Here is a 24485-nt window from a genome sequence, read left to right as displayed (position 1 = left end):
CGCGGCTGCCTTTCCTCGATGTCCCTCTTCCTCACCGGCTGATCCCCGCGGTCACGACGTGACGCGGGGACCTGCCCGCGAGCGGGGTCCGGAACTGAGACGGATGCCTCAGCGGGCGCCGAGCAGATGCTCGGTCGCGAGCTGCTGAAGTCGCACGAACCCGGCCCCCTTGCCGCCGAGGTACACGCTCGGGTCGAAGTCCTCGTAGGCCGATCGGTCGGCCAGGAAGTCCTCGTAGGACTCGCCCGGGTTGAGGGTCGGGGTCGAGAGCTCGTCGACCTTCGCGGCGGCGAGCGCCTCCTGCACCTCGGGGTCGGCGCGGAAGGCGGCGGCCCGCTCCTTGAGCAGCAGGTACGTGCGCATGTTCGCGGCGGCCGACTCCCACACCCCGACCTCGTCCTCGGTACGGCTCGGCTTGTAGTCGAAGTGACGGGGTCCGTCGTACGCCGGCACGCCGCCGGGGCCGCCGTTCTCGAGCAGGTCGACGAGCGCGAAGGCGTTGTGCAGGTCGCCGTGGCCGAACACGAGGTCCTGGTCGTACTTGATGCCGCGCTGACCGTTCAGGTCGATGTGGAAGAGCTTGCCGTGGTACAGCGCCTGCGCGATGCCGGCGGCGAAGTTCAGGCCCGCCATCTGCTCGTGGCCGACCTCGGGGTTCAGGCCCACGAGCTCGGGACGCTCGAGCGAGTCGATGAATGCGATCGCGTGGCCGAGCGTGGGCAGCAGGATGTCGCCGCGGGGCTCGTTGGGCTTCGGCTCGATCGCGAAGCGGATGTCGTAGCCCTTGTCGGTGACGTAGTCGCCGAGCAGGTTGACGGCCTCGCGGTAGCGCTCGAGCGCCTGGCGGATGTCCTTGGCCGAGTCGTACTCCGCACCCTCGCGACCGCCCCACATGACGAACGTCTTCGCTCCGAGCTCGGCACCGAGGTCGAGCTGACGGAAGACCTTGCGCAGCGCGTAGCGGCGGACGTCACGGTCGTTCGCGGTGAAGCCGCCGTCCTTGAAGACGGGCGCCGAGAACAGGTTCGTGGTCACCATCGGCACGATGAGACCGGTGTCATCGAGCGCCCCCTTGAGGCGATCGATCTGACTCTGGCGCTCGGCGTCGCTCGAGCCGAAGGCGAACAGGTCGTCGTCGTGGAACGTGAGGCCGTAGGCGCCGAGCTCGGCGAGCTTCTCGACGACGTGCACGACGTCCAGGGCGTTGCGGGTCGGGCCGCCGAACGGGTCGGTGCCGTTGTAGCCGACGGTCCAGAGACCGAACGAGAACTTGTCGTCGCGAGTGGGGGTGGGCATGACGCTCCTGAGTTCGACGGTGAACGAAATGTTGTTAACGACAACCTATACCATGATGGATGCCCCGTCCACCGCCCCGTCGGCGCACGCCAGGCCGGAAACAGGCAACCGGCATTCCGATACTTTCGGGGCTAGCATCGACCCATGACCGACTCTCCTCGGGTGACGCTCGCCGAGATCGCCGCGGAGGCCGGGGTGTCCCTCGCCACGATGTCGAAGGTGCTCAACGGCCGCACCGACGTCGCGCCCGCCACCCGCGCGCGGCTCGAGGACCACCTCGCGCGGCACGGCTACCGACGTCGCGCCTCGGCGCAGCGCAGCGAGGTGGTCGAGCTGGTCTTCCACGAGCTCGAGCCCAGCTGGTCCATGGAGGTGATCGAGGGTGTCGAGGACGTCGCGCACGCCGCCGGGCTCTCGGTCGTGCTCACGGTCAGCGGAGACCGTCACGCACCCTCGGCCGACTGGATCGACGGCGTCCTGCGTCGCCGCCCCGTGGGCGTGGTCCTCGTCTTCTCCGACATCGAGGAGCGGTTCCGGGAGAAGCTGCGCTCGCGCGGCATCCCCTTCGTCATCGTCGACCCGGCCGGCGACCCCTCGCCCGATGTGCCCTCGGTCGGCTCCGCGAACTGGTCGGGCGGCGTCATGGCGACGCGGCACCTCATCGAGCTCGGGCACCGCCGCATCGCCGCGATCACCGGGCCCGAGGACATGATGTGCTCCCTCGCCCGCGTGGACGGGTACCGCTCGGCGATGAACGCCGCGGGCCTGCCGATCGATCCCGCACTCATCCGCTTCGGCGACTTCCATCCCGGCGGCGGCGAGCGTCACGCGCGAGATCTTCTGGCGCTGCCGGACCCGCCGACCGCGTTCTTCGCCGGCAGCGACCTGCAGGCGCTCGGGGTGATCGCCGCGGGCTCGGCCGCCGGCCTGAGCGTGCCGGACGACCTGTCGGTCGTGGGCTACGACGACATCGCGCTCTCGCGGTGGATGAGCCCGCAGCTCACGACCGTCCACCAGCCCCTCCGGCGGATGGGCGAGGAGGCGACGCGGCTCGCGCTGCGCCTGGCCGACGGCGAGACGGTGGACACGCTCCGCATGGACCTGGCGACCCACCTCGTGGTGCGCGGCAGCACGGCCCCCCTCGGCGCCTGACCCACCCCGCTGCGCGGGGGAAGCCGTCCGGCGAGACATGTCACCGCTGCGACAGGTGCGGGAATGCGCTACCCCGACTTCCCGGTGGAGTCAAGCCCCGCCGTCCTGCGACAGTCCGGGGCGAGGATCGGTGCACGACGAGAGGAGTCGTGCTCATGGTCCTGGAAACACCCGCCTCGTCGTCGCGGCGCAACGCCGTACGTGCGCGCGCTCTCCGCGCGCTCAAGGAGCTTCCCACCCGCCGCCCGGAGCCCCCCGCACCGCAGGACGCGGCCGTCTGGTGGGAGCTGGTGGACATCGACCGGTACCGGGTCATCGCCGACGGCCGCACCGTCGGGTTCATCGACGTCGTCGGTGCGGTGTTCGTCGCTCTCGCCGGCCCGCGCTACGCCCGGGCGGTCGAAGTGCTCCAGACCCTCGACTTCGCGGCCGCCGTCGCCGCGGTCTCTCCTCCCGAGTCCTGACTCCGCTCAGCCCTCCCGCGCCACCGTCACCCCGGCGTGCAGGGCGCGTCGGTGGTCCACGTGACGCGGCTGCCCGGTGATGCGCACGGCTGTGCTCGCGACGATGTCGGCGCTCGAGCGTCCGAAGCCGAGCACGATCTCGCCCGGTTCGACCACGCGCCGGCCGTCGATCCCCGTGAAGGCGGCGAGATCCGCCGGAACGTCGAACGAGACCGTCGCGGTCGCCCCCGCCGGCAGCGCGACACGCGCGTACGCGAGGAGACGCTGCATGGGCCGCACCGTGGAGGCCACCGGATCGTGCAGATACAGCTGCACGACCTCGACGCCCTCCCGCGCGCCCTCGTTCGCGAGACGGATCGAGACCGTGACCGACCCGTCCGCGGGCATCTCGCGGGTGTCGGCCGAGGCATCCGACCACGTCACCGGCGCATAGCCGAGACCGTGACCGAACGCGAACGCGGCGCCCGGGTCGACGTTCGAGACGTCGCTGCGGCGGGCGAGGGTGGAGGCGAGGTACGTGGACGGCTGCGCCCCCGGGTCGCGCGGGATGCTGACGGGCAGCCGTCCGCTCGGGTTCACCCGTCCGCTGAGGACGCCCGCCACCGCTGCGGTTCCCTCCTCGCCCGCGAAGAACGCCTGCACGATCGCGGCCGCCTCCTCGGGCGCGCGCCCGAGCGCGTACGGGCGCCCCGACAGCAGCGTCACGACGGTCGGCACGCCGGTCTCGAGGATGGTGTCCAGCAGGTGCTGCTGCGCGCCGGGCAGCGTCAGGTCCGCGACGTCGCAGCCCTCGCCGCTCGTGCCGCGGCCGAACAGTCCTGCGCGGTCTCCGAGCGCGAGCACGACGAGATCCGCTCCGGATGCCGCCTCCCGCGCCGCGGCGAAGCCCTCGGTCTCGCCACCGTCGATCGACGTGCCCTCGGCCCACACGATCTCGGCCCGCGGGAACTCCTCGGCGAGCGCGGCGCGCAGCGTGGGGAGCGCGATGCCGAGGGGGAGTTCGGGATGCCGCACCCCGACGTGCGCCGGGAACGAGTAGCACCCGAGCACGGCGTACGGGTCGTCGGCGGTCGGACCGATGACCGCGATCCGGCCGGGTCCCGCCGCGGGGAGCACTCCATCGTTCTTCACCAGGACGACCGCCTCCTCGGCGATGCGGCGCGCGAGGGCCCGATTCTCGGGCGGGTCGAGATCGACCGTGCCCCGCACGTCCTCGGCCGGTGCGCCGGCGCGCCCGGCCAGCACCGGCGGGACGGCGGACCACCCGGGGTTGAGCATCCCGAGTTCGGCCTTCTGGCGCAGCACGCGCCGCAGAGCCCCGTCGACGAGCGCGTCGTCGACCTCGCCGGCCTCGACGGCGCGGACCAGGTCCTGGCCGAAGGTCTTCACGGTGGGCAGCTCGACGTCGATGCCCGCGGCGAGCGCGGCGTGCGCGGCATCCGTCCACTCCTCGCTGTGGCCGTGAAGCTCCTTGAGGAAGGCGATCGAGAAGTAGTCGGCCACGACGGTGCCCTCGAAGCCCCACGTATCGCGCAGGAGCGTCGTGAGGAGGGACCGGTCGGCCGCGGTCGGCACGCCGTCGAGGTCGGTGTACGAGTTCATCACCGAGCGCACGCCGCTCTCGCGGAGCGCCATCTCGAACGGCGGCAGGAGGACGTCGGCGAGCTCGCGCGGTCCGACCGAGACCGGGGCGAGGTTGCGGCCGGCCCGGGACGCCGAGTAGCCGACGAAGTGCTTGAGGGTCGCGATGACGCCCGCCTGCTCCACGCCCTGGATGTAGGCGGTCGCTACGGTGCCGACGAGGTACGGGTCCTCGCCGATCGTCTCCTCCACGCGTCCCCAGCGCGCATCGCGCACCACGTCCAGCACGGGCGCCAGCCCTTGGTGGACGCCGACCGCGCGCATGTCGGCGCCGATGCGCCCGCCCATCTCGCGAATGAGGTCGGGGTCGAACGTCGCGCCCCAGCTGAGCGGCACCGGATAAGCCGTCGCCCCCCACGTCGCGAACCCCGCGAGGCACTCCTCGTGGGCGATCGCGGGGATGCCGAACCGGCCGGCCGCGACGATCCGCTGCTGTGCGCGCATGAGCGACAGCGCGCCGACCGCGGGGTCGACCGGCGCGGTCCCGAACGGCCGCGTGAGCTGCCCGAGCCCGGCGGGCAGGAGCGCGTCGAGGTCGACCTCCTCGCTCAGGTCGTGCTGGTGGGGCGCGACATCCTCGCCGTCGGCGGATGCCCCGACCCACACGCCGTAGAGCTGGGCGACCTTCTCGGCCACCGTCATCTCGGCGATCAGCGCGTCGACGCGCTCGTCGAGCGGCCGCGTCGTGTCCTTCCAGAGCGCCTCCGTGCGCACATGGTCGTGCAGCGTCATCCCTTCACCGCTCCCGTCAGTCCGCCGACGATCTGCTTCTGCATCGCCAGGAAGAACACCAGCGCCGGGATCATCGCCAGCGACGTGTAGGCGAGGACCGCCCCGGTGTCCTGCGAGTACTGCGACGAGAACTGGGTCACCCCTAGGGGCAGCGGCCACAGCTCCTGCGGCAGCGTGCCCGTGCTGATCACGAGGAGCGGCAGGAGATAGCCGTTCCAGCTGGCGACGAACGCGAGGATGCCGACCGTCACGAGCGCGGGCCGCGAGAGCGGGAGCATGATGCGCCAGAAGAATCCGAGTCGCGAGGCACCGTCGATCACGGCGGCCTCCTCGAGCTCGGGAGGGATCGCCCGCAGGAACGGCACGAGGATGATGATCGTCGTCGGCAGTGCGAAGGCGATGCCCGGGATGATCACGCCGAGGTATGTGCCGTGCAGGCCCATCGTGCGCAGCATGAGCGTGAGCGGGAGCGCGGCGACCGTCAGCGGGAACATCAGGCCCGCCGCGAACAGCGTGTAGAGGCCCTCCCGACCGCGGAAGCTGTACCGGGCGATGACGAACGCGGCCATGATCCCCGCGATGACCACCCCCGCCGTCGTGGCGACCGCGAGGACGGTGCTGGCGAAGACGTTGCCCCAGAACCGCGGCGCGGAGAGCACGGCCAGCCAGTTCTGCATCGTCCACGGGTCCGGCCATCCGGCCGGGTTCGCGTTGAGGTCGGCGGTCGTGCGGAACCCGCCGATGAAGACGTACAGCACGGGCCCGACCGCGACCGCGGCGACGACGAGCGCGATGAGGTAGACGAACGGCTGGCCCCAGTCGAAGCGGCGGCCCGCGGGCTCGGCCTCGCGCGGTGCGCCGGTGACGATCGTTGTGGTGGCGGTCATGTCAGCGGACTCCACTGGTGAGGGCGCCGCGCAGGTCGCGGCGCAGCGCGAGGCGCTGATACACGAGGGCGACCACGAGCGAGATGAAGAAGAGGATGACCGCGATCGCGCTGCCGTAGCCGGGCTGGCCGGCGAACTGACCCTGCTGGACCATGTAGGTCGCCATGGTCTCGGTGGCCATGCCGCGCACCGTCGGTGCGACCGTCACCCACACCATGTCGAACACCTGCAGGGAGCCGATGATCGACAGGAAGGCCCAGATGCGGATCGTCGGCGCCAGCAGCGGGATCGTGATGTACCGCTGGATCTGCCACCACGAGGCTCCGTCGAGCTGCGCCGCCTCGGCGAGCTCGTCGGGCACGCCCTGGAGGCCCGCGAGGAAGAGGAGGATCGCGAACCCGATGTACTTCCAGGTCAGGATGAAGAAGATCGTCCACAGCGCGATAGACGGATCGGCGAGCCAGTTGCGCGTGAGCGCCCCGAGACCCACGGCCTCCAGCGTCGCGTTGACCGCGCCGTTCGGCTGCAGGAGGAGCTTCCACGACAGGCCCGCGATCACCTCTGCGAGCACGTAGGGCACGAAGATGAGCAGCCGCAGCGCACCGCGGCCACGAAGAGCGCGGTTGAGCAGGAGCGCGACGCCGATCGCGATCGGGCCCTGCACCAGGAGCGACATCACGAGGATGAAGAAGTTGTTGCCGATCGCGCGGAGGAACTCCGGCGTCGTCAGCGCGCGGACGTAGTTGTCGAAGCCGACGAAGCGCTCGGGATCGGCCAGGTCGTCCCACTGGAAGGCGGGCGGCAGGTTGTAGAAGCTGTAGACCGCCGCCAGGATCACCGGGACGATCACGAAGCCGAGGAAGAGGACGAGCGCCGGGGCCACCAGGAGGAGGATCTCGAGGCGCTTGCGTCCCTCACGCCGCTGCGGGCGGCGCGGTGCGGGGGTGGGGCCCGGGCCCGCGGAGACCGCGGACCCGGGCGAGAGAAGAGCGGTCATGTCAGAGCGTCGCCGCGGCGTCTTCCATCCGCGTGACGACGTCCTCCGGCGTTCCGGCACCTCCGAAGAGGTTGACGATGCCCTCGTTCATGGCGTTGCCGACCGTCGTGCCGTAGGCGGTGTCGAGCCACAGCTGCACGAACGACGACGCCGCGAGGCCCTCGGCGACCATCAGGAGGTTCGGGTCCTCCAGCGCGGACTGCGCCTCCGCGACCGTCGGGATGCCCGAGCCGCTCGCGGCGAACTTCGCCTGGACCTCCGGGCTCATGATGTAGGCGAGGAGGTCGGCGCACTCCGGCGGTGCTTCCGCGGAGCATCCGAATCCGTCGCCACCGCCCAGCGCCGCGGTCGGGTCACCCTCGGATCCTTCGATCGCGGGGAAGGGGAACCAGCCGAGGAACTCGGGGATCTCCTCGTCGGGCGTCAGGCCGCCGATGACCCCGGCGTTCCAGTGGCCCATGAGCTCCATCGCCGCCTGGCCGTTGGCGACCAGGCCCGCCGAGCTTCCGGCGCCGGTCTGCGCCGGGGTGCCGAGGAAGCCCTCCTGGAACGGCTCGATCCCGATGAAGTCCTGCAGCTGCTCGCCGGCCTCGACGAAGCACGGGTCGGAGAAGTCGTACTCCGCCTCGGCGGCCTGCAGGGCCTCGGGCGAGCACGAGTGCAGCGCGAACTGGTACCACCAGTGCGCGGCAGGCCACTTGTCGCCGGCGCCGACCGCGATCGGGGTGATGCCGGCGTCGCGCAGGTCGCCGACGACGTCGATCAGCTCGTCGAGCGTGGTCGGGACCTCGACGCCCGCCTGCTCGAAGAGCTCGGTGTTGTACCAGAAGCCCTCGATGCCGAACGTGAAGGGGATGCCGTAGGTCGTGCCCTCGACCTGCCACGGGTTCACCGTCGCACCCACGGACTCGACGGTGTCGGGGATCACGTCGTCGAGCGGCATGAGATAGCCGTTCTCGACCTGGTCGCGCAGCTCGCCGCCCGGCCACACCTGGAAGAGGTCGGGCGGGTCGCCCGCCGCCAGGGCGTTGGGGATGAGGGTGCGCTGCAGCTCCTCGTTCTGGTAGCCGGTCTGCTCGACCGTGACTCCGGGGTTTGCGGCCTCGAACTCGGCGGCGACCTCTTCCCATACCGCGGGCAGAGGGCCGGAGGTGGCGTTGTGCCACCACGTGATCGTCACGTTCTCGCCGTCGCCGTCACCGCCGTCGCCTCCGTCGGTGGACGAGCCGGCGCAGCCCGAGAGCGCTCCGACCGCGATCACGGTCCCCGCGAGCCCCGCGGCGAACCGTGTCCTGCTGCGTGTGTTCATCTTCGAACCTCTCGAAAGTTTCGACACCAACGTCGAAAGTGATGTGGACGATGCCAGGTTACGTTGCGGTTGATTTGGCGTCAATAGCAACAAATTGAGACCGCGCGATCCCGCCGCCCTACAGTGAGGGGGTGACCGATCCCTCGCCCGGCGAAGGAGTGCGCCAGCGGAACCTCGCCCGTCTCCTGCGTCTCGTCCACCTCGACGGACCCCTCTCGCGCGCGTCGCTGACCGAGGCGACCGGACTGAACCGCTCGACGATCGCCGACCTCGTCGCCGAGCTCGGCCGCGTCGGTCTCGTCGAGGAACGCGCGCCCGATCCCTCGCGCCGCGTCGGCCGGCCGTCGCCCGTCGTCGCGGTCTCCCCCCATGTCGTCGCGATCGCCGTGAACCCCGAGGTCGACGCGCTGACCCTCGCGGCGGTGGGCCTCGACCGGCGCATCGTCCTGCGCGAGCGGATCGACCTCGATCACCTCCTCACCCCCGAGGAGACCGCGAATCTCGTCGCCGGCCGCATCGCGCAGTGGCGCGCCGGACCGCTCGCCGACGCCCGCATCCTCGCCGTCGGGCTCGCCGTGCCGGGTCTCGTCCGCGCCGCCGACGGCCTGGTCCGCAACGCCCCGCACCTGCTCTGGAACGACGCACCGGTGCGCGACCTCGTCGCCGCGGCGACCGGACTCCCCACCGTCGTCGGCAATGACGCGACCCTCGGCGCCCACGCCGAGCACCTCTACGGCGCCGCGCGCGGGATCGATCACGTCGTATACCTCAACGGCGGGGCGAGCGGCATCGGCGGCGGGCTCATCGTCCACGGGATGCCGGTGGCCGGCGCGGGCGGATACGCGGGGGAGTTCGGGCAGAACCGCCCCGGCATCGCCGCCGCCGCCGACCGGCGCGCCGACGGCGGCGTGCTCGAGGACGAAGTGAGCCGCACCCTGCTCCTGGAGGCCGTGGGTCTCGCCGCCGCCGACGAGCCGACCCTCGCCGAAGCCCTCGCCGCGTCGGACGACCCCGCAGTGGCCGCCGAGGTCGCCCGGCAGCGCGGCATCCTCTCCACCGCCCTTGCCAACGCCGTGAACGTGCTCAACCCCTCGGTGGTGGTCCTCGGCGGGTTCCTCGCGACGCTCGCGGCGATGGACCTCGATGCCCTTGCGGACGCGGTGGCGGCGCAGGCGATGCCGGCGAACATGGAGGGACTCGACATCCGCGTCGCCTCTCTCGCCGAGGACCGCCTGCTCATCGGCGCGGCCGAGGCGGCCTTCGAACCGCTGCTGGCCGACCCCGCCCGCGCGGCGGGGTGAGCGCTACACCGATCCCCGCCGGCGGTCAACGGGGGTGAAGCGCGCCGCGGTGCGCCGCAGGCTGGCCGCAGGAGGTCCATCCATGAGCGATCCGAATCCTTTCCCTTCCACCCCGTCCGAGCCGGGGCCGCCGTCGCCGGCCGAGCCGCTCGCACCCACTCCGGAGGAGCCGACGTTCCCGGCCCCGGTCGAGCCCGGTTTCCCCGAGCCTCCGGCGCCCTCCCCCGACCCCCAGGCACCCGCACCGTCGTCGCCGACGCCGGACGCCTGACCGCGGCGTACTGCGTGGCAGGCCCGCCGCGGGTCAGCCACCGGCGGACGGTCCGCCGTGCGCGGCGGCGGGAACCGGACGAACCGTCATGGCCGCGGTGCGGGGGCGCGGGTATCGTCGGGGAAAAGCCCGACGGAAGGCCCACAATGTCGACCACGACCGAACGCCACGCCCGCACCGAGGCCGAGCTGCAGAAGATGGCCAAGGACCACCTCTGGATGCACTTCGCACGCCAGTCGGTCATGACCGACGGACCCGGAGTCCCGATCATCGTCAAGGGCGAGGGTCACCACATCTGGGACTCCCAGGGCAAGAAGTACATCGACGGTCTCGCGGGGCTGTTCGTCGTCGCTGCCGGACACGGGCGGAGGCGGCTCGCGGAGGTCGCCGCGAAGCAGGCCGAACAGCTCGCCTTCTTCCCGATCTGGTCGTACGCGCACCCTGCGGCCATCGAGCTCGCCGACCGCATCGCGTCCTACGCGCCCGGCGACCTCAACAAGGTCTTCTTCTCGACCGGCGGCGGCGAGGCCGTCGAGACGGCGTTCAAGCTGGCGAAGTACTACTGGAAGCTGCAGGGGAAGCCGACCAAGCACAAGGTCATCTCGCGGTCGGTCGCTTACCACGGCACGCCGTCCGGGGCCCTCGCGATCACCGGCATCCCGGCGATGAAGGAGATGTTCGAGCCCCTCACGCCCGGCGGGTTCCGGGTGCCGAACACGAACTTCTACCGCGCCTCCGACATGGGCGCACCCGCGGACGACCTCGAGGCCTTCGGCGTGTGGGCGGCCGACCGCATCGAGGAGATGATCCAGTTCGAGGGTCCCGACACGGTCGCGGCGGTCTTCCTCGAGCCGGTGCAGAACTCGGGTGGATGCTTCCCCCCGCCGCCCGGGTACTTCCAGCGGGTTCGCCAGATCTGCGACAAGTACGACGTGCTCCTCGTCAGCGACGAGGTGATCTGCGCCTTCGGCCGGATCGGGCACATGTTCGCGTGCGACGCGTACGGCTACCAGCCCGACATGATCACGTTCGCGAAGGCCGTCACCAGCGGCTACTCGCCCTTGGGCGGCACGGTCGTGAGCGACCGCATCTACGAGCCGTTCGCGCACGGCGACCGGGCCTTCTACCACGGCTACACCTTCGGCGGGCACCCCGTGTCGAGCGCCGTCGCGCTGGAGAACCTCGACATCTTCGAGGAGGAGGGGCTCCCCGAGCGGGTGCGGGAGTACTCGCCGCTGTTCCGCTCGACGCTCGAGCAGCTCACCGACCTGCCGATCGTCGGGGACGTGCGCGGCGACGGCTACTTCTTCGGTATCGAGCTCGTCAAGGACAAGGCGACCAAGGAGACCTTCGACGACGACGAGTCCGAGCGCCTGCTGCGCGGATTCCTGTCGAAGGCGCTGTTCGACGCGGGACTGTACTGTCGCGCCGACGACCGCGGCGACCCCGTGATCCAGCTCGCGCCGCCGCTGACGATCGGGCCCGCCGAGTTCACCGAGATCGAGCAGATCCTCCGCTCCGTGCTGACGGAGGCATGGACCCGGCTCTGAGACGCCTCGTGACGCCCGGCGGGAATGCCCGCCGGGCGTCACCGCGTTGTCCTCGGGCATGACAACAGTCGGAATCATCGGAGCAGGACACATCGGATCGACCCTGGCGCGCGGCCTTGCCGACCGCGGCTACGACGTCGTGATCAGCAACTCGCGCGGACCCGAGACGCTCGCGGACCTCGTTGCGGACCTCGGCCCGAAGGTCACCGCCGCGACGGTGGCGGATGCCGCGGCATCCGGCGACGTCGTCATCGTCACGGTGCCGCTCAAGGCCTACCAGGACGTCCCCGTCGAGCCGCTCGCAGGCAAGATCGTGCTCGACACGAACAACTACTACTGGGAGCGCGACGGCCGCATCGCTGCGCTCGACGAGAAGCGCACGACGACCACCGGGATGCTCCAGGAGCACCTGCCCACCTCGAAGGTCGCCAAGGCGTTCAACCACATCACGGCCGCCGACATCCTCACCACCGGCTCGCCCGCCGGCACGCCCGGCCGCCGCGCCCTCGCGACGGCGAGCGACCACCCCGAGGCATCCGCGTTCGTCGCCGGGATCTACGACGAGCTCGGGTTCGACACCGTCGACATCGGCCCGGTCGCCGAGAGCTGGCGCGTGGAGCGCGACCAGCCGGCGTACGGCACGCGTCAGACGAAGGACGAGCTCGAGCAGAACCTCGCGCGCGCGACGCGCTGACCGAGGGACCCCTCGGAGATGACGCGCCTCACCGGGACCGGGGGCATAGACTCGGCCCCGTGGGGACCATCTACTACGGGGGCTCGGCGACACCCATCCACATCGAGGACCGCGCGCTGGCACACCTGAAGGTCGTCATCGCGACGAAGCTGCGCCGCGACGAGAGCTTCACGCTGTCCTGGCGGCACCCGGATGACGAACCGCGCGGCCGCACGACGATCTGGCTCCACCCGTCGATTCCGCTGCGATTCGTGTTCGACGACCCCGAGCCGGTCGAACTCAGTCGCGCATGGATCGAGGATCTGGCGAACTCGGCGAACTCGTCCGGCGGGATCACTCTGGTCGCCGAGCAGGTCGACACCGAGCCGGAGGTCGGCTCAGCGGACGGCGCAGACGTCGCACTCGGGTCGGTCGAGGTGGAGAGCCTCGAGGTCGACCGGCTGACGATCGCCGGTGAGGACGTCACCCCCGGGGACGTTCCGGCGCGCTGAGGCGCGGCCTACTCCTGCTCGGGCTCCTCGGCGGGCTCGGGGAGGATCGTCAGACCGGTGGGCCCGCTCGCGGCCTGCATCATCTCCTCGACCCACAGCCGGTTGATACGCGGACCTCTGCTGCCGAAGAAGTGGAACTGCAGCGGCACCGAGGGGTGGATCCAGAAGCTGCGGCGCCCGGTGCCGTCGCCGACCTCGACATCGAACATGAAGGGCTCGGAGCGACGGAGCTTGTTCATTACCACGATCCGCAGGTGTGCGAGCGTCCGATCGTCGATCTCGACGGAGTTCGACGCGGTGTCGTAGATGAACCTGCCCATGCGAGGAGCATACGGCGCGGGTCAGCGCGGCGCGAAGGCGGCGCGGAACAGAGCGCGCGCGCGATCGGCCACGGCGGGGCGGGCGGGCGGATCCGCGCGGGCGATCTCGGTCGCGAGCATGCCGACCGCCATGAGGACGTCGGCGGCCTCGATGTGCGCGCCGAGGCGGCCCGCGGCGTGTTCGCGCTGCACGAGGCGCGTGACCACGGCGCCGAACCGCTCGCCCAGCGGCAGTACGCGGGGGTCGTGGATGTCGGCCGTGATCAGTTCGATGAACGCCGTCGAGACGACGGCCTGCTCGACGACGCGATCCAGCAGATCGTCGATCGTCCGCCCCGGCGGGGCGGTGTACTCCTCGAGGTCGCCGACGTTCTCCTCGAAGACCGCGACGGCGAGCGCCGTGCGGTCGGGGAAGTGCCGGTAGAGACTGCCCTGACCGACCCGCGCACGCTTGGCGACGGCGCTGAACGGCGCCCGGAGTCCCTCTTCGGCATAGACCTCGCGCGCGGCGGCGATGAGTGCCCGGCGATTGTCTGCGGCGGCGGCCGGACCCCGGTTCGCACGGGGGGTCGCGGGGCTCGGCACGGGTGTAGCCTATTACCGGACACTGATGTCCGGTAGGAAGGATATGACATGGGCAACCCGAAGCCGCTCACCGGAGATTCCTCGATCGCGGACTGGCTGGCCGATCCCGTCGGCAACGCGATCCTCACCGACATGCTCGCGCAGGGCGGGCAGACGCCGGACGTCTTCAAGCCCGTCCGACGACTCGCCATCAAGCGTCTCGTCAAGATGAGCCGCGGCGCGTTCACCCAGGAGATGCTCGACGACCTCGTCCGCCGGGTCGCCGCCGGCGAGGTTCCCGCCGGTGCGCAGGCCGCGGCATCCCCCGAGGCGACGCCCACGGCCGAGGAGACGGTCGCCCTGCGCGAATGGACCGAGCGCATCGACCAGGGCCGATTCTCAGGACGCACGGTGATCGTCACCGGCGCCGGGTCCGGCATCGGTCGCGCCACGGCCTCTCGCATCGCCCGGGAGGGCGGGCGCATCATCGCCGTGGACGTGAGCGCGGAGCGCCTGGACGAGTTCGTCGCCGAGCACGCGGGCGCCGACGTGGTGCCGCTCGTCGCCGACATCACCGACGACGAGAGCGTGGCCCGCATCGTCGAGGCGGCGGGCGACACGATCGACGGCCTCGCGAACATCGCCGGCATCATGGACGACATGACACCCGTCGGGGACGTGACGGATGTCGTGTGGCAGCGCGTCTTCCGCGTGAACGTCGAAGGCACCATGCGCCTCATGCGCGCGGTCGTCCCCGTCATGCTCGCCCAGGGCGGCGGAGCGATCGTCAACACGGCGTCGGAGGCGGCACTGCGCGGCTCGGCGGCCGGTGTCGCCTACACGGCGTCGAAGCACGCGGTCGTCGGGCTGACGAAGTCGAGCGCCTTCATGTACGGGCCGAGCGGCATCCGCGTGAACGCCGTCGCACCCGGACCCACGATCACGAACATCGAGGCGAGCTTCGGTTCGCCGCTGGGCGCCGACCGCATCCAGACCGCCATGGCCGTGATGCCCGACCCCGTCGAGGCCGATGCGCTCGCGGCATCCATCACCTTCCTGCTGTCGGACGACGGCGTCAACGTCAACGGCGTCGTGCTCGCCAGCGACGGGGGCTGGTCGGCCGCCTGAGCCCGCGCGGCGCCGGGCTTCAGCCGCGCAGGACGGCGAGCCCGGCGACGTCGTACGCGAGCTCGACGGCCTCGAAGATCGCGGAGTCGATCGAGCGGGGCGCGAACGCGTCGCCGATCGCGACGACACGGGGCGCGACACCCCTCAGCCCCGGCAGCCCGACCGAGGCGCGCGGCTCGATCGCCACGACGGCGTCGAGTCCTTCGAGGACGGCCTGCTCGCCGGTGAGGGCGTCCGCGAGCGACAGCTCACCGGGCCGAACCTCGTCGACCCGGTGGGCGGTGCGGCGCCGGAAGCCGTCGTGGGCGCGGAGTCGCTCGACTAGGAGCGGGCGGTCGTAGCCGGCGCCGACGTGCGGGAAGACGGTCTCGAACGGCGTCACGAGTTCGAGCTCATCGACGTGTGCGAGCAGGGTGAGCACGACCCCCGAGGCGTAGGCGGTGCCGTCCGCGTCGACCACGGCGACGCGGCGGCCGAGGCGCGCCGGGTCGGCGAGCGCCGCGAACGCATCGACGGTGCCGGTATCCGGGAACCCGTCCCGGTAGGCGCCGCCGAGGGCGAGCGAGGTCGTCGAGGGCGCGACGGCACCGGTCGCCACGACGATGCCGTCGGCCCCGGTGTCGCGCAGGACGGCGGCCGTGGCATCCGTCCCCACCCGCACGTCGACCCCCGAGGCGCCGAGGTCGCGCACGAGGTCGTCGACGAGCAGCCCTACGCTCTCCCGGCCCGGGACGGCGCGGGCCAGCCGGAGCTGCCCGCCGAGCTCGGGGCCGCGCTCGAACAGCGTGACGAGGTGGCCGTCCGTGGCGAGCTCGACGGCCGCCCTCATGCCCGCGGGCCCGCCGCCCACGACGACCCAGCGCTGCGGCGCCGACGCCCGCGGTCGGTCCCCGCGCTCCCGCTCGCGCCCGGCGAGCGGGTTGACGGTGCACGACATCGGAAGTCCGCGGCTGCCGCGGCCGAGGCATCCCTGATTCAGGCGGATGCAGTGACGGATGCCGGGCTCGCCCGCGACCGGAGCCCCGACGAGCTTGCGTCCGAGGTCGGGGTCGGCGATCTGGGCGCGCGTGAGGGCGACCATGTCGGCGATCCCGGACGCGACGACCTCCTCGGCCTCCTCGACCGAGCGCGCGGCACCGACCCCGAAGACGGCGACATCGGGGTTGGCAGCCTTGACCGCGGCGACGTCGTCTCGCAGCCACGCGTACGGCATGGGCGAGGACGGGAACACGTAGTGGACGTTGTGGTAGCCGCCGGCGGCGAGATCGAGGAAGTCGATCCGCGCCTCCGCCCGCAGCCGGGCGATGACCTCGCGCATCGCGGCGCCGTCGAGGCCGTCGGGATGGAACTCGTTCGCGACGATGCGGATGCCGACGGGGTAGTCGTCGCCGACGCGCTCGCGGACCGCCGTCAGCACCTCCCGCGGGAAGCGCGTGCGACCCTCGAGGTCGCCGCCGTAGGCGTCGGTGCGCGCGTTGTAGAGCGGTGAGAGGAACTGGTGCAGCAGGTAGCCGTGCGCCATGTGGATCTCGACCCCGTCGAATCCGCCGTCGCGCGCGTGCGCCGCGGAGATCGCCCAGCCCTCGACGGCCGACCGGATGTCGTCCGCGTCCATCTCGCGCGTCGCGTGGGAGGTCGACGGCGAGAGTATGCGCGAAGGGGCATACACCGCTCCGGGTCCGCCCGGGCGGTCGGGTTGAGCCTGTGCGCCGTGGTGGTTGAGCTGCACGAAGACGCGGGCACCGGCATCGCGGATCGCGTCCGTCATGCGCCTGCTCGCGGGGACCGACTCGGGACGGAAGGCGTCCTGGAACCCCCGGATCGAGCCGGACGGGTGCACGAAGTGGTTGCCCGCGACGAAGAGCCCGCAGCCGCCGTGAGCACGCCGCACGTAGTAGGCGGTCTCGCGATCGGACTCGACGCGGTCGGAGTACTGCTTGGAGTGCGCCGTCTGCAGGAGGCGGTTCGGCACGGTCACCGAACCGATCTGAAGCGGCGTCGAGAGCAGACTCATGTCCCGAGCCTACGTCGCGACGTCGGTACGCAGCGGTCTGCGTCAAACGGCGGGGAGATTTCGCACTCCGCGGCCGCTCGCGACGGCCTGTCAGCCGGAATCTCCCCGCCGTTTGACGGACACCGGTGTCCGGGGTCAGAGCGAGGCGAGGGCGCGATCGAGGTCGGCCAGGAGGTCGTCGACGGACTCGATGCCGACCGAGAGCCGCACCAGCTCCTCCGGCACCGCCAGCGCCGTGCCGCGCACCGAGGCGTGCGTCATCTCGTCGGGGTAGTTCATCAGCGACTCCACGCCGCCGAGCGATTCGGCGAGCTGGAACAGGCGTGTCCCCTCCGCGAAGCGACGCGCGGATGCCGCGTCCGCCAGCTCCGCCGAGACGATCCCGCCGAATGCCCGCATCTGCCGCGACGCGAGCTCATGCCCCGGGTGGTCGACGAGTCCCGGATAGTGCACGCGCGCCACCTTCGGGTGACCGGCCAGGAACTCCGCCACCGCCTGCGCGTTCTCGCTGTGCCGCTGCATCCGCAGTGCCAGCGTCTTGATGCCCCGGGTCGTGAGCCACGCATCCAGCGGACCCGAGACGGCGCCCACAGCGAACTGGTGGAACTTCGCCCGCTCGTAGAGGGCGTCGTCGTCGAGCACGAGGGCGCCGCCCACGACGTCCGAGTGCCCGCCGAGGTACTTCGTCGTCGAGTGGACCACGACGTCGGCGCCGAGCGCGAGCGGCTGCTGCAGCGCGGGGGAAGCGAACGTGTTGTCGACGACGACGAGCGCCCCGGCGTCATGACCGAGGCGCGCGAGCCCCGCGACGTCGGTGATGTGCAGCAGGGGGTTGCTCGGGGTCTCGACCCATACGATCCGCGCGGGCCTGTCCTTCAGCGCCGCCTCGACGGCGCCGAGGTCGCGCATGTCGACCACCCGCACGCCGATCCCCCACGGCCCGAGCACGCGGGAGATCAGACGGTAGGTCCCGCCGTAGACGTCGTCGCCGAGGAGCACCTCGTCGCCGGGCTTCAGGACCGAGCGCAGGAGCGCGTCCTCGGCGGCGAGTCCCGACGCGAACGACAGGCCGTGCGCGCCGCCCTCGAGCGCGGCGAGCTGGGTCTCGAGCGCGGTGCGCGTCGGGTTGCCGCTCCGGCCGTACTCGTACCCCTCTCGGAGCCCGCCGATGCCGTCCTGGGCATACGTCGTGGAGAAGTGCACCGGCGGGATGACCGCTCCGGTCGTCGGGTCGAAGGCCTGCCCGGCATGCACGGCCCGGGTCTCGAATCCTCGGAGGTCGGCGGGGTCGCTCATGCGTCGTGTCCTTCGGTTCGGATGTCGCGGGTGCCGGAGACGTCGAAGCCGTGCTCGCGCATCCAGTCGTCGTCGTAGATCTTGCTGAGATAGCCGCGACCGTGGTCGGGCAGGAGTACCACGACGACGGCGTCGGCGGGCAGGCCGCGCGCCACGCGCAGCGCACCGACGACGGCCATGCCGCTGGACCCGCCGACGAAGAGTCCCTCCTCGCGGGCGAGGCGCCGCGTCATCGCGAATGACTCCGCGTCGCTCACGCGCTCGTACGCGTGCACGACGGTCGGGTCGTACGTCTCCGGCCAGAAGTCCTCGCCGACGCCCTCGACGAGGTACCCATGGACCGGGCCGCCCGAGTAGAGGGACCCCTCGGGGTCGACGCCGATGATCCGGACGGCCTCGTCCGAGGCATCCCGCAGATACCGGCCCGTGCCGGTGATCGTGCCGCCGGTGCCGATGCCGGCCACGAAGTGCGTCACCCGGCCGTCGGTGTCGCGCCAGATCTCGGGGCCGGTGGTCTCGTAGTGGCCGCGCGGACCGTTCTGGTTGGCGAACTGGTTCGGCTTGAACGCGCCCGGGATCTCGCGGGCGAGCCGGTCCGAGACACCGTAGTACGAGCGGGGATCGTCGGGCGGGACGTTCGTCGGTGTCATCACGACCTCGGCGCCGTACGCCTTGAGCACGTCGACCTTCTCGCCGGCGAACTTGTCGGGCACGACGAAGATCATGCGGTAGCCGCGCTGCAGCGCGACGAGCGCGAGACCGACGCCGGTGTTGCCGCTGGTCGGCTCGACGATCGTGCCGCCGGGCTTCAGCATCCCGTCGCGCTCCGCGGCGTCGATGATGTTGCGGGCGATGCGGTCCTTGGCGGAGCTGCCGGGATTGAAATACTCGACCTTCGCCAGCACTGTGGCGGCGATGCCCTCGGTGACGCGGGTGAGCTGGACGAGCGGGGTGTCGCCGACGAGGTCGGCAACGCTTCTGGCGTAACGCACGGATGTGTCCTCGGTGTGGCCGCGCGGATGGCGCGGAGGGAGCTGTCGGGGTCGCGGAGGCGTGCCGGGGGCACTCAGCGACAACAGCGACAGGTCAGCACGCGGTCGAGTCTAGCCCGAGGCCCGCCGCAGCGTCACCGCCCGGCGGTGCGGCGGGTGTGCGCCGGGCCGCGCGGTGCCGGGGACCGTGCACGATTGCGCTCGCCCTCGGGCCTATCCGGCCTCCGCCGTGGCGGCCTCGGCCTTGCGCGGCGCGAGGAAGAGGTTGGCGAGGTAGCCGGTGAAGGTACCGAAGATGCCGACACCCGTGATGATCACGGCGCTGCCCGCCAGCCGTCCGGCATCCGTGACGGGGTACTGGTCGCCGTAGCCCACGGTCGAGATCGTGACGATGACGTACCAGAGCGCGTCCGACGCCGACGTGATGTTCGCCCCCGGCGCGTACTGCTCGATCCGCAGGATCAGGAGGCTCCCGAACTCGAGGACCAGGATCCCCATGAGCAGCAGCACGAGAAGCGCACTGCCCGCGCGGTCGCGGACGATCGTGGCCCACACCGTCTTGATGCCGACCTGTCGCAGCAGCCGGGTCACGCGCACGAGACGGAACACGCGCAGCACCTTCACCTGAGGGAACGGCAGACTGGCGAGCAGATCGGCCCACCCGAAGTGCCGGAAGAAGTAGGCGCTCTTGGACGGCGCCGTGAAGATGCGGTAGAGGAAGTCCCCCAGGAAGATCGCGCTGAACAGCGCGTTCATCACGGTCAGGATCTGCTGCAGACCGGGATCTCGCACGAAGGCGTAGACGAGGACGAGGTTGAGGATCGAGATGACCGACAGCAGGCCGATGAAGATCTCGTATCCGGTGTTCTTGAGTTCGGTGCGAGGAGCGGACATGCCTGGATTGTGGCACTCGGTCCATCGCCGTCGCGGGGTGATCTTCGCGGCCCGCGGTGTTAGCGTGAGCACGAAATCGATCGAGGGGCGGTGGACATGAGCGACACGTTCAGCGTCGTGCTGCGCCTCCTCCTCGAAACCATGGCGGGCGCGGCGTTCCGCGAGCCGAGCGCCCTGGTGGTCGCGGCGGCGGTGTTCGCCGCAGTCGCAGTCCTCGCCCTCTCGCTCGCGGGGAGTGGTGCGTCGGCGCCGGCGACCGGAACGTCACCGCACCCGATGCGCGGCATCGACGTCTCGACGCTGCTCACGCAGAGCGATCCGGATGCCGCGGGCCACGCGCGTCCGCGAGCACCGGGTGCGGCTGCCCCGGCCGCCTGACCCGACTCCGCCTCCGCCCGTCCGCGGGCCTCATCCGGCGTACCCGGCGTCTGGTGGCCGCACGCAGCCACCAGACACCCGACCGATCGGACCCCATGGACATTTCCGCCTTCCCTCCTCTCACGGCGATCCTCGACGCCGCTTCCACCGGACTCCGCCTGCTGGCGGAGCTTCTCGAACCTGTCGCGGGGGATGTCTCGGCAGCGGCATCCGTCGTTCTCGTGACCCTGCTCGTCCGCGCCGCACTGATCCCGGCGGGAGTCGCACAGGCCAAGGCGGAGCAGAGCCGCAGCCGTCTCGCTCCGCTCCTGCGCGATCTGCAGCGCCGGCACGCCCGCGATCGCGAACGGCTCCAGCGCGAGACGATGAAGCTCTACGCCGACGCGGGGGTGTCGCCCTTCGCGGGCTGTCTCCCTCTGCTCGCCCAGGCGCCCGTGCTCGGCGTGGTCTACACGCTGTTCGCGGTCGCGTCTATCGCGGGTCATCCGAACGCGCTGCTGGCGCAGCAACTCCTCGGCGTGCCGCTGGGCACCGGCCTCGTCGGGGCGGTCGCCGCGGGCGCAGTCACCGTCCCGATGCTCGCTGTGTTCGCAGCGCTGATCGCCGTCATCGTCGCCGCCGCCGAAGCCACGCGGCGCACCTTCCGGACTCCGGTCGGGGACCGGGGGGATGCCGCTCCCCTCGCGGCGGCGACCGGACGGCTGGCGGGGGTGCTGCAGTTCTCGACCGCGGTCGTGGCCCTCTTCGTCCCCCTGGCCGCCGCGATCTACCTCGCGACCACGGTCGTATGGACCCTGTGCCAGCGCCTCCTCCTGCGCCGTCGCTACCCTCTCGCGACCGGGTGACCCCCGCCACCTCTTGCCGAGCGGGCAGACGGCGCAAGCGCCGGGGCGGCGGGGGGCGGGCGCGTCAGTCCTCGACGGCCTTCTCGCCGCGGCCGTGCTTGACCGCCATCGTGAGGAGGCGCACGCCGGCGCCCAGCAGGATGAGGTTGACGACCATCTGGATGGTCACCATCACCCGCGCGTGCTGGCTCACCGCGGTGATGTCGCCGAACCCGACGGTGGCGAAGACGGTCACGGTGAAGTAGAGGGCGTCCATCCGGGTGAGCGACTGCGTGAAGTTGCCCGTCTCGTCGTACCCCATGAGGAAGTACGCGGTCGCGAAGACCAGCAGGTAGAGCGGCGCGATCACCGCGAGGGCCTCGATCGCGCGGAGGCCGGGCTCGTCCGACCGGATGATCGCGATCACCTGCCAGAACGAGACCCCCACGAGGAGCGCGATCGCGACGAGGATCGCGGCGCTCGCCGGCAGCGCGTCGAGCCAGGTGAGCGGGATCACGAAATACAGCGTGACGAGCACGACCGCGGCGATGAGGGCGCGCAGGAGTCCCCACGCCACCACCCGGCGTCGCTGCGCGCGGGTGAGACGCTCGATCGGGGGCTCCGACATCCACTCTCCTTCCCTTCACCCCACGTTGGCTCGCGGAGGCCGCCGAGGGCATCACCCACGTCGGATGACCCGCGCATTTCTCGCCGGTCCTGCGCGGTGGGATACTCGTCGGGTGCCGCAGACCACCCGCGGACCACGATCATGAGCACCCCGGATTCCCGTCGCAGCGTCGCGCGCCTCGCCGTCGTCGGACCCGGCCGTGTCGGTCGGGCCGCCGCCCTCGCCTTCTCCGCCGCCGGTTACGACGTCACAGGCCCTCTCGGCCGCGGCGACACCGCCGACCGGGCAGACGTGATCCTGCTGTGCGTCCCCGATCGCGAGATCGCGGCGGCGGTCGCCGCGCTCCGCACCCGCGGAGCACTCATCGGGCACACCTCCGGCGCGACCCCCCTCCACGGTTCGGGAGCGGACTTCGCGCTGCATCCCCTCCGTTCGTTCGCGGGCAGCGAGAGGGCGGATGCCTTCGCCGGCGTGGGCTGCGCCGTCGCCGGCTCCTCGGCGGAGGCGCTGCGCGTGGCCGAGGAGCTCGCGGTCGCCGTCGGCGGCCGGCCGTTCGAGGTGCACGACGACCAGCGCGCCGGGTATCACGCGGCCGCCTCCATCGCGTCGAACTTCCTCGTGACGCTCGAGGCCGCCGCCGAGCGGGTGGCCGCGGCATCCGGTCTGGAACCCGGATTCCGCGAGCACCTCGCTCCTCTCGTGCGGGGCACGGTCGAGAACTGGGCCGCTCACGGACCCCGCGCCGCCCTCACCGGCCCCATCGCCCGCGGCGACGACGAGACCGTCGCTCGCCAGCGCGCGGCCGTCGCCGCCGGTGCCCCCGAGCTGCTCCCCCTGTTCGACGAGCTCTCCGCGCGCACCCGCGACCTCGCCCTCGAAGGGCCCCGCGCATGAGAGTCGCCCGCACCGTGGCCGAGGTCCGCGCCGCCGTCCGTGCAGCGCGCGACGACGGAGCGTCGATCGGCCTCGTGCCCACGATGGGCGCGCTGCACGACGGCCACCTGTCGCTCATCCGGGCCGCGCGCGCGGCGAACGACTTCGTGGTGATGTCGCTCTTCGTCAATCCGACGCAGTTCGCGCCGAGCGAGGACCTCGCCGCCTACCCGCGGGACGAGGAGCGCGATGCGCACCTCGCCGCCGAGGCGGGCGTCGACCTTCTCTTCGCACCGGGGGTCGCCGAGGTGTACCCGCCGGGATTCGCCACGACCATCCACATCGCGGGTCTCACCGACGTGCTCGACGGCGCGGCCCGCGGGGCGGGGCACTTCGACGGCGTCGCCACCGTCGTGACCAAGCTGTTCCACATCGTCGCGCCCGACGACGCCTACTTCGGGCAGAAGGACGCGCAGCAGGTGCTCGTCATCCACCGTCTCGTCCGCGATCTCGACATGCCGGTGCGCATCGTCGCGTGCCCGACGGTGCGCGAGCCCGATGGCCTGGCGATGAGCTCGCGCAACGTCTACCTCGATCCGGCCTCGCGCGAACGCGCGACCGCCCTGAACCGTGCGCTGGAGGCGGCGGCGCAGACCGTGGCGCAAGGACGGGTGGATGCCGCCTCCGTGCTGGCCGCGGCATCCACCGTCCTCTCGGCCGCCGGGATCGAGCCCGAGTACCTCGAGCTGCGCTCCCCCGACGACCTCCGCGAGGTCGACCGCGTCGAGACGACCGCGCTGCTGGCGGTCGCGGCCCGGGTCGGACCTGCGAGACTGATCGACAACCGCATCCTGGAGGCTGCACCATGAGCACCCGACCGCTGACGCCCGCCGCCCCCGCGTCCCGGCCGCGCGTGACCTTCGGGGCTCTCGCGGCCATGAAGGCGGCCGGCGAGCCGATCGTGATGGTCACCGCCTACGACTATCCCAGCGCGCAGGTCGCCGAAGCCGCGGGCGTCGACGTCGTGCTGGTCGGCGATTCCGCCGCGATGACGGTGCTCGGTCACGAGAGCACCGTGCCGGTGACCGTCGACGAGATGCTCATGCTGACCGCCGCCGTCCAGCGCGGCCTCGCGACGCCGCTGCTCGTGGCCGATCTGCCGTTCGGGTCGTACGAGGCCTCCGACGAGCAGGCGGTCGCGACGGCGCAGCGGTTCGTGAAGACCACCGGCTGCGACGCGGTCAAGATCGAGCGCGGTGGCTCGTCCGTCGACCGCGCCCGCGCGATCGTGGCCGCCGGCATCCCCGTCATGGGCCACGTCGGCCTCACGCCGCAGACCGCGGCCACCATCGGCGGCTACCGCGCACAGGGCCGGACCGCCGAGGAGGCGGTGGCGCTGTGCGAGAGCGCGATCGCGCTGCAGGATGCCGGATGCTTCGCGATCGTGTTCGAGGCGATCCCGTCGGCGGTGACCGAGGCGATCATGCCGCGCATGGAGGTCCCCGTGATCGGCATCGGCGCCGGACCGGCCGCCGACGGGCAGGTGCTCGTCTTCCACGACCTGCTCGGAATCTACGACGGGCACGCGGCCCGGTTCGTCAAGCGCTACGCCGACGTGCGCTCGGCGATGGTGGCCGGTGTCACCGCGTACGCCGACGAGGTGCGCACCCGCGCCTACCCGCAACCCGAGCACGGCTACGGGATGCCGGCCGAGGAGGCCGCGCGCCTGCGGGCGATCCTCGACGGCAGCGCCCCGCCCCGCGCCCGGCGCGCCTGAGGGCGTCGGCGC

General features: G+C 71.7%; 23 protein-coding genes and 1 pseudogene. 12 read left to right on the top strand and 12 right to left on the bottom strand.

All coding sequences use genetic code 11. From position 1 onward, the window contains the following. Positions 1-108: 108 nt before the first annotated feature. On the bottom strand, positions 109-1296 hold the full coding sequence (xylA, locus tag ACFQ0P_RS08715; protein WP_204978331.1) for a xylose isomerase: 1188 nt from the start codon (positions 1294-1296) through the stop codon (positions 109-111). 144 nt (positions 1297-1440) lie between these two features. Here xylA and ACFQ0P_RS08710 point away from each other — a divergent pair, with 144 nt between their 5' ends. Both ACFQ0P_RS08710 and ACFQ0P_RS08705 read left to right on the top strand, forming a co-directional pair. Beyond that, a complete protein-coding gene (locus tag ACFQ0P_RS08710; RefSeq protein WP_204978330.1) occupies positions 1441-2448 on the top strand; it encodes a LacI family DNA-binding transcriptional regulator in 1008 nt (335 codons plus the stop codon). Between the two features lie 155 nt (positions 2449-2603). Then, a complete protein-coding gene (locus ACFQ0P_RS08705; RefSeq protein ID WP_204978329.1) occupies positions 2604-2912 on the top strand; it encodes a hypothetical protein in 309 nt (102 codons plus the stop codon). 6 nt (positions 2913-2918) lie between these two features. Here the strand turns inward: ACFQ0P_RS08705 and ACFQ0P_RS08700 are convergent, their stop codons facing one another. Genes ACFQ0P_RS08700 through ACFQ0P_RS08685 form a run of 4 tightly spaced genes read right to left on the bottom strand, consistent with a single transcriptional unit; the run spans position 2919 to position 8478 of the window. After that, positions 2919-5285 (bottom strand): beta-xylosidase/alpha-l-arabinosidase, encoded by a 2367-nt coding sequence (locus ACFQ0P_RS08700; protein ID WP_204978328.1) that lies wholly within the window; start codon positions 5283-5285, stop codon positions 2919-2921. Then, a complete protein-coding gene (locus ACFQ0P_RS08695) occupies positions 5282-6172 on the bottom strand; it encodes a carbohydrate ABC transporter permease (RefSeq protein ID WP_204978326.1) in 891 nt (296 codons plus the stop codon). The genes ACFQ0P_RS08700 and ACFQ0P_RS08695 overlap by 4 nt, the downstream gene beginning before the upstream one ends. 1 nt (position 6173) lies before the next feature. Then, positions 6174-7169, bottom strand: coding sequence for a carbohydrate ABC transporter permease (locus ACFQ0P_RS08690; protein WP_204978324.1), 996 nt, complete (start codon positions 7167-7169; stop codon positions 6174-6176). A 1-nt stretch (position 7170) separates the two neighbouring features. Further along, complete coding sequence (locus ACFQ0P_RS08685; protein ID WP_204978321.1) at positions 7171-8478, bottom strand: ABC transporter substrate-binding protein; 1308 nt, start codon at positions 8476-8478, stop codon at positions 7171-7173. 131 nt (positions 8479-8609) lie between these two features. Between ACFQ0P_RS08685 and ACFQ0P_RS08680 the strand changes: the two genes are divergently transcribed. From ACFQ0P_RS08680 to ACFQ0P_RS08665, 4 genes and pseudogenes are all read left to right on the top strand, one after another. Continuing rightward, positions 8610-9779 carry an ROK family protein gene (locus ACFQ0P_RS08680; protein ID WP_204978319.1) on the top strand — a complete coding sequence of 390 codons (1170 nt, stop codon included), beginning with the start codon at positions 8610-8612 and terminating at the stop codon, positions 9777-9779. A 417-nt stretch (positions 9780-10196) separates the two neighbouring features. Continuing rightward, the gene (locus ACFQ0P_RS08675) at positions 10197-11600 is read left to right on the top strand and encodes an aspartate aminotransferase family protein (protein ID WP_204978315.1); all 1404 of its coding nucleotides are present in this window, start codon (positions 10197-10199) and stop codon (positions 11598-11600) included. 58 nt (positions 11601-11658) lie between these two features. Then, on the top strand, positions 11659-12294 hold the full coding sequence (locus ACFQ0P_RS08670) for an NADPH-dependent F420 reductase (protein ID WP_204978313.1): 636 nt from the start codon (positions 11659-11661) through the stop codon (positions 12292-12294). A gap of 59 nt (positions 12295-12353) precedes the next feature. Then, positions 12354-12665: pseudogene (locus ACFQ0P_RS08665) on the top strand (DUF7882 family protein); the annotation flags it as partial. A 128-nt stretch (positions 12666-12793) separates the two neighbouring features. Here the strand turns inward: ACFQ0P_RS08665 and ACFQ0P_RS08660 are convergent. Next, positions 12794-13105: a DUF7882 family protein gene (locus ACFQ0P_RS08660; RefSeq protein WP_204978311.1), complete on the bottom strand. Its 312-nt coding sequence runs from the start codon at positions 13103-13105 to the stop codon at positions 12794-12796. A 21-nt stretch (positions 13106-13126) separates the two neighbouring features. After that, on the bottom strand, positions 13127-13690 hold the full coding sequence (locus ACFQ0P_RS08655) for a TetR family transcriptional regulator (protein ID WP_204978309.1): 564 nt from the start codon (positions 13688-13690) through the stop codon (positions 13127-13129). A gap of 48 nt (positions 13691-13738) precedes the next feature. On the opposite strand from ACFQ0P_RS08655, the gene ACFQ0P_RS08650 reads away from it, so the two are divergent. Beyond that, positions 13739-14797, top strand: coding sequence for an SDR family NAD(P)-dependent oxidoreductase (locus tag ACFQ0P_RS08650; RefSeq protein WP_204978307.1), 1059 nt, complete (start codon positions 13739-13741; stop codon positions 14795-14797). Between the two features lie 19 nt (positions 14798-14816). On the opposite strand, the gene ACFQ0P_RS08645 is transcribed toward ACFQ0P_RS08650, so the two are convergent. The 4 genes from ACFQ0P_RS08645 to ACFQ0P_RS08630 all read right to left on the bottom strand — a co-directional run bounded on the left by ACFQ0P_RS08645 (position 14817) and on the right by ACFQ0P_RS08630 (position 19993). Beyond that, on the bottom strand, positions 14817-16811 hold the full coding sequence (locus ACFQ0P_RS08645) for an oxidoreductase (RefSeq protein ID WP_204978305.1): 1995 nt from the start codon (positions 16809-16811) through the stop codon (positions 14817-14819). 135 nt (positions 16812-16946) lie between these two features. After that, positions 16947-18107 (bottom strand): cystathionine gamma-synthase, encoded by a 1161-nt coding sequence (locus tag ACFQ0P_RS08640; RefSeq protein ID WP_204978303.1) that lies wholly within the window; start codon positions 18105-18107, stop codon positions 16947-16949. Next, a complete protein-coding gene (locus tag ACFQ0P_RS08635) occupies positions 18104-19099 on the bottom strand; it encodes a pyridoxal-phosphate dependent enzyme (RefSeq protein WP_204978301.1) in 996 nt (331 codons plus the stop codon). The genes ACFQ0P_RS08640 and ACFQ0P_RS08635 overlap by 4 nt, the downstream gene beginning before the upstream one ends. Positions 19100-19312: 213 nt before the next feature. Beyond that, on the bottom strand, positions 19313-19993 hold the full coding sequence (locus ACFQ0P_RS08630; protein WP_204978298.1) for an ion transporter: 681 nt from the start codon (positions 19991-19993) through the stop codon (positions 19313-19315). Between the two features lie 96 nt (positions 19994-20089). Here ACFQ0P_RS08630 and ACFQ0P_RS08625 point away from each other — a divergent pair, with 96 nt between their 5' ends. Continuing rightward, positions 20090-20371, top strand: coding sequence for a DUF6412 domain-containing protein (locus tag ACFQ0P_RS08625; protein WP_204978296.1), 282 nt, complete (start codon positions 20090-20092; stop codon positions 20369-20371). Positions 20372-20466: 95 nt separating this feature from the next. Further along, positions 20467-21216 carry a YidC/Oxa1 family membrane protein insertase gene (locus tag ACFQ0P_RS08620; protein WP_204978294.1) on the top strand — a complete coding sequence of 250 codons (750 nt, stop codon included), beginning with the start codon at positions 20467-20469 and terminating at the stop codon, positions 21214-21216. 64 nt (positions 21217-21280) lie between these two features. Here the strand turns inward: ACFQ0P_RS08620 and ACFQ0P_RS08615 are convergent, their stop codons facing one another. Continuing rightward, a complete protein-coding gene (locus ACFQ0P_RS08615) occupies positions 21281-21823 on the bottom strand; it encodes a potassium channel family protein (protein WP_204978292.1) in 543 nt (180 codons plus the stop codon). A 141-nt stretch (positions 21824-21964) separates the two neighbouring features. On the opposite strand from ACFQ0P_RS08615, the gene ACFQ0P_RS08610 reads away from it, so the two are divergent. From ACFQ0P_RS08610 to panB, 3 genes are read left to right on the top strand one after another with little or no spacing between them, the layout of a single operon-like run. Then, complete coding sequence (locus ACFQ0P_RS08610) at positions 21965-22717, top strand: DUF2520 domain-containing protein (protein ID WP_204978290.1); 753 nt, start codon at positions 21965-21967, stop codon at positions 22715-22717. Next, the gene (gene panC, locus ACFQ0P_RS08605; RefSeq protein ID WP_204978288.1) at positions 22714-23565 is read left to right on the top strand and encodes a pantoate--beta-alanine ligase; all 852 of its coding nucleotides are present in this window, start codon (positions 22714-22716) and stop codon (positions 23563-23565) included. Before ACFQ0P_RS08610 ends, panC begins: the two co-directional genes overlap by 4 nt. Next, on the top strand, positions 23562-24473 hold the full coding sequence (panB, locus tag ACFQ0P_RS08600; protein ID WP_204978285.1) for a 3-methyl-2-oxobutanoate hydroxymethyltransferase: 912 nt from the start codon (positions 23562-23564) through the stop codon (positions 24471-24473). The genes panC and panB overlap by 4 nt, the downstream gene beginning before the upstream one ends. Positions 24474-24485: the final 12 nt, after the last annotated feature.

It is taken from the genome of Microbacterium insulae (assembly GCF_042677065.1).
Taxonomy (GTDB): domain Bacteria; phylum Actinomycetota; class Actinomycetes; order Actinomycetales; family Microbacteriaceae; genus Microbacterium; species Microbacterium insulae.
The sequence above is the reverse complement of the archived record's forward strand: the minus strand, read 5'-3'. Positions and strand labels throughout refer to the sequence as shown.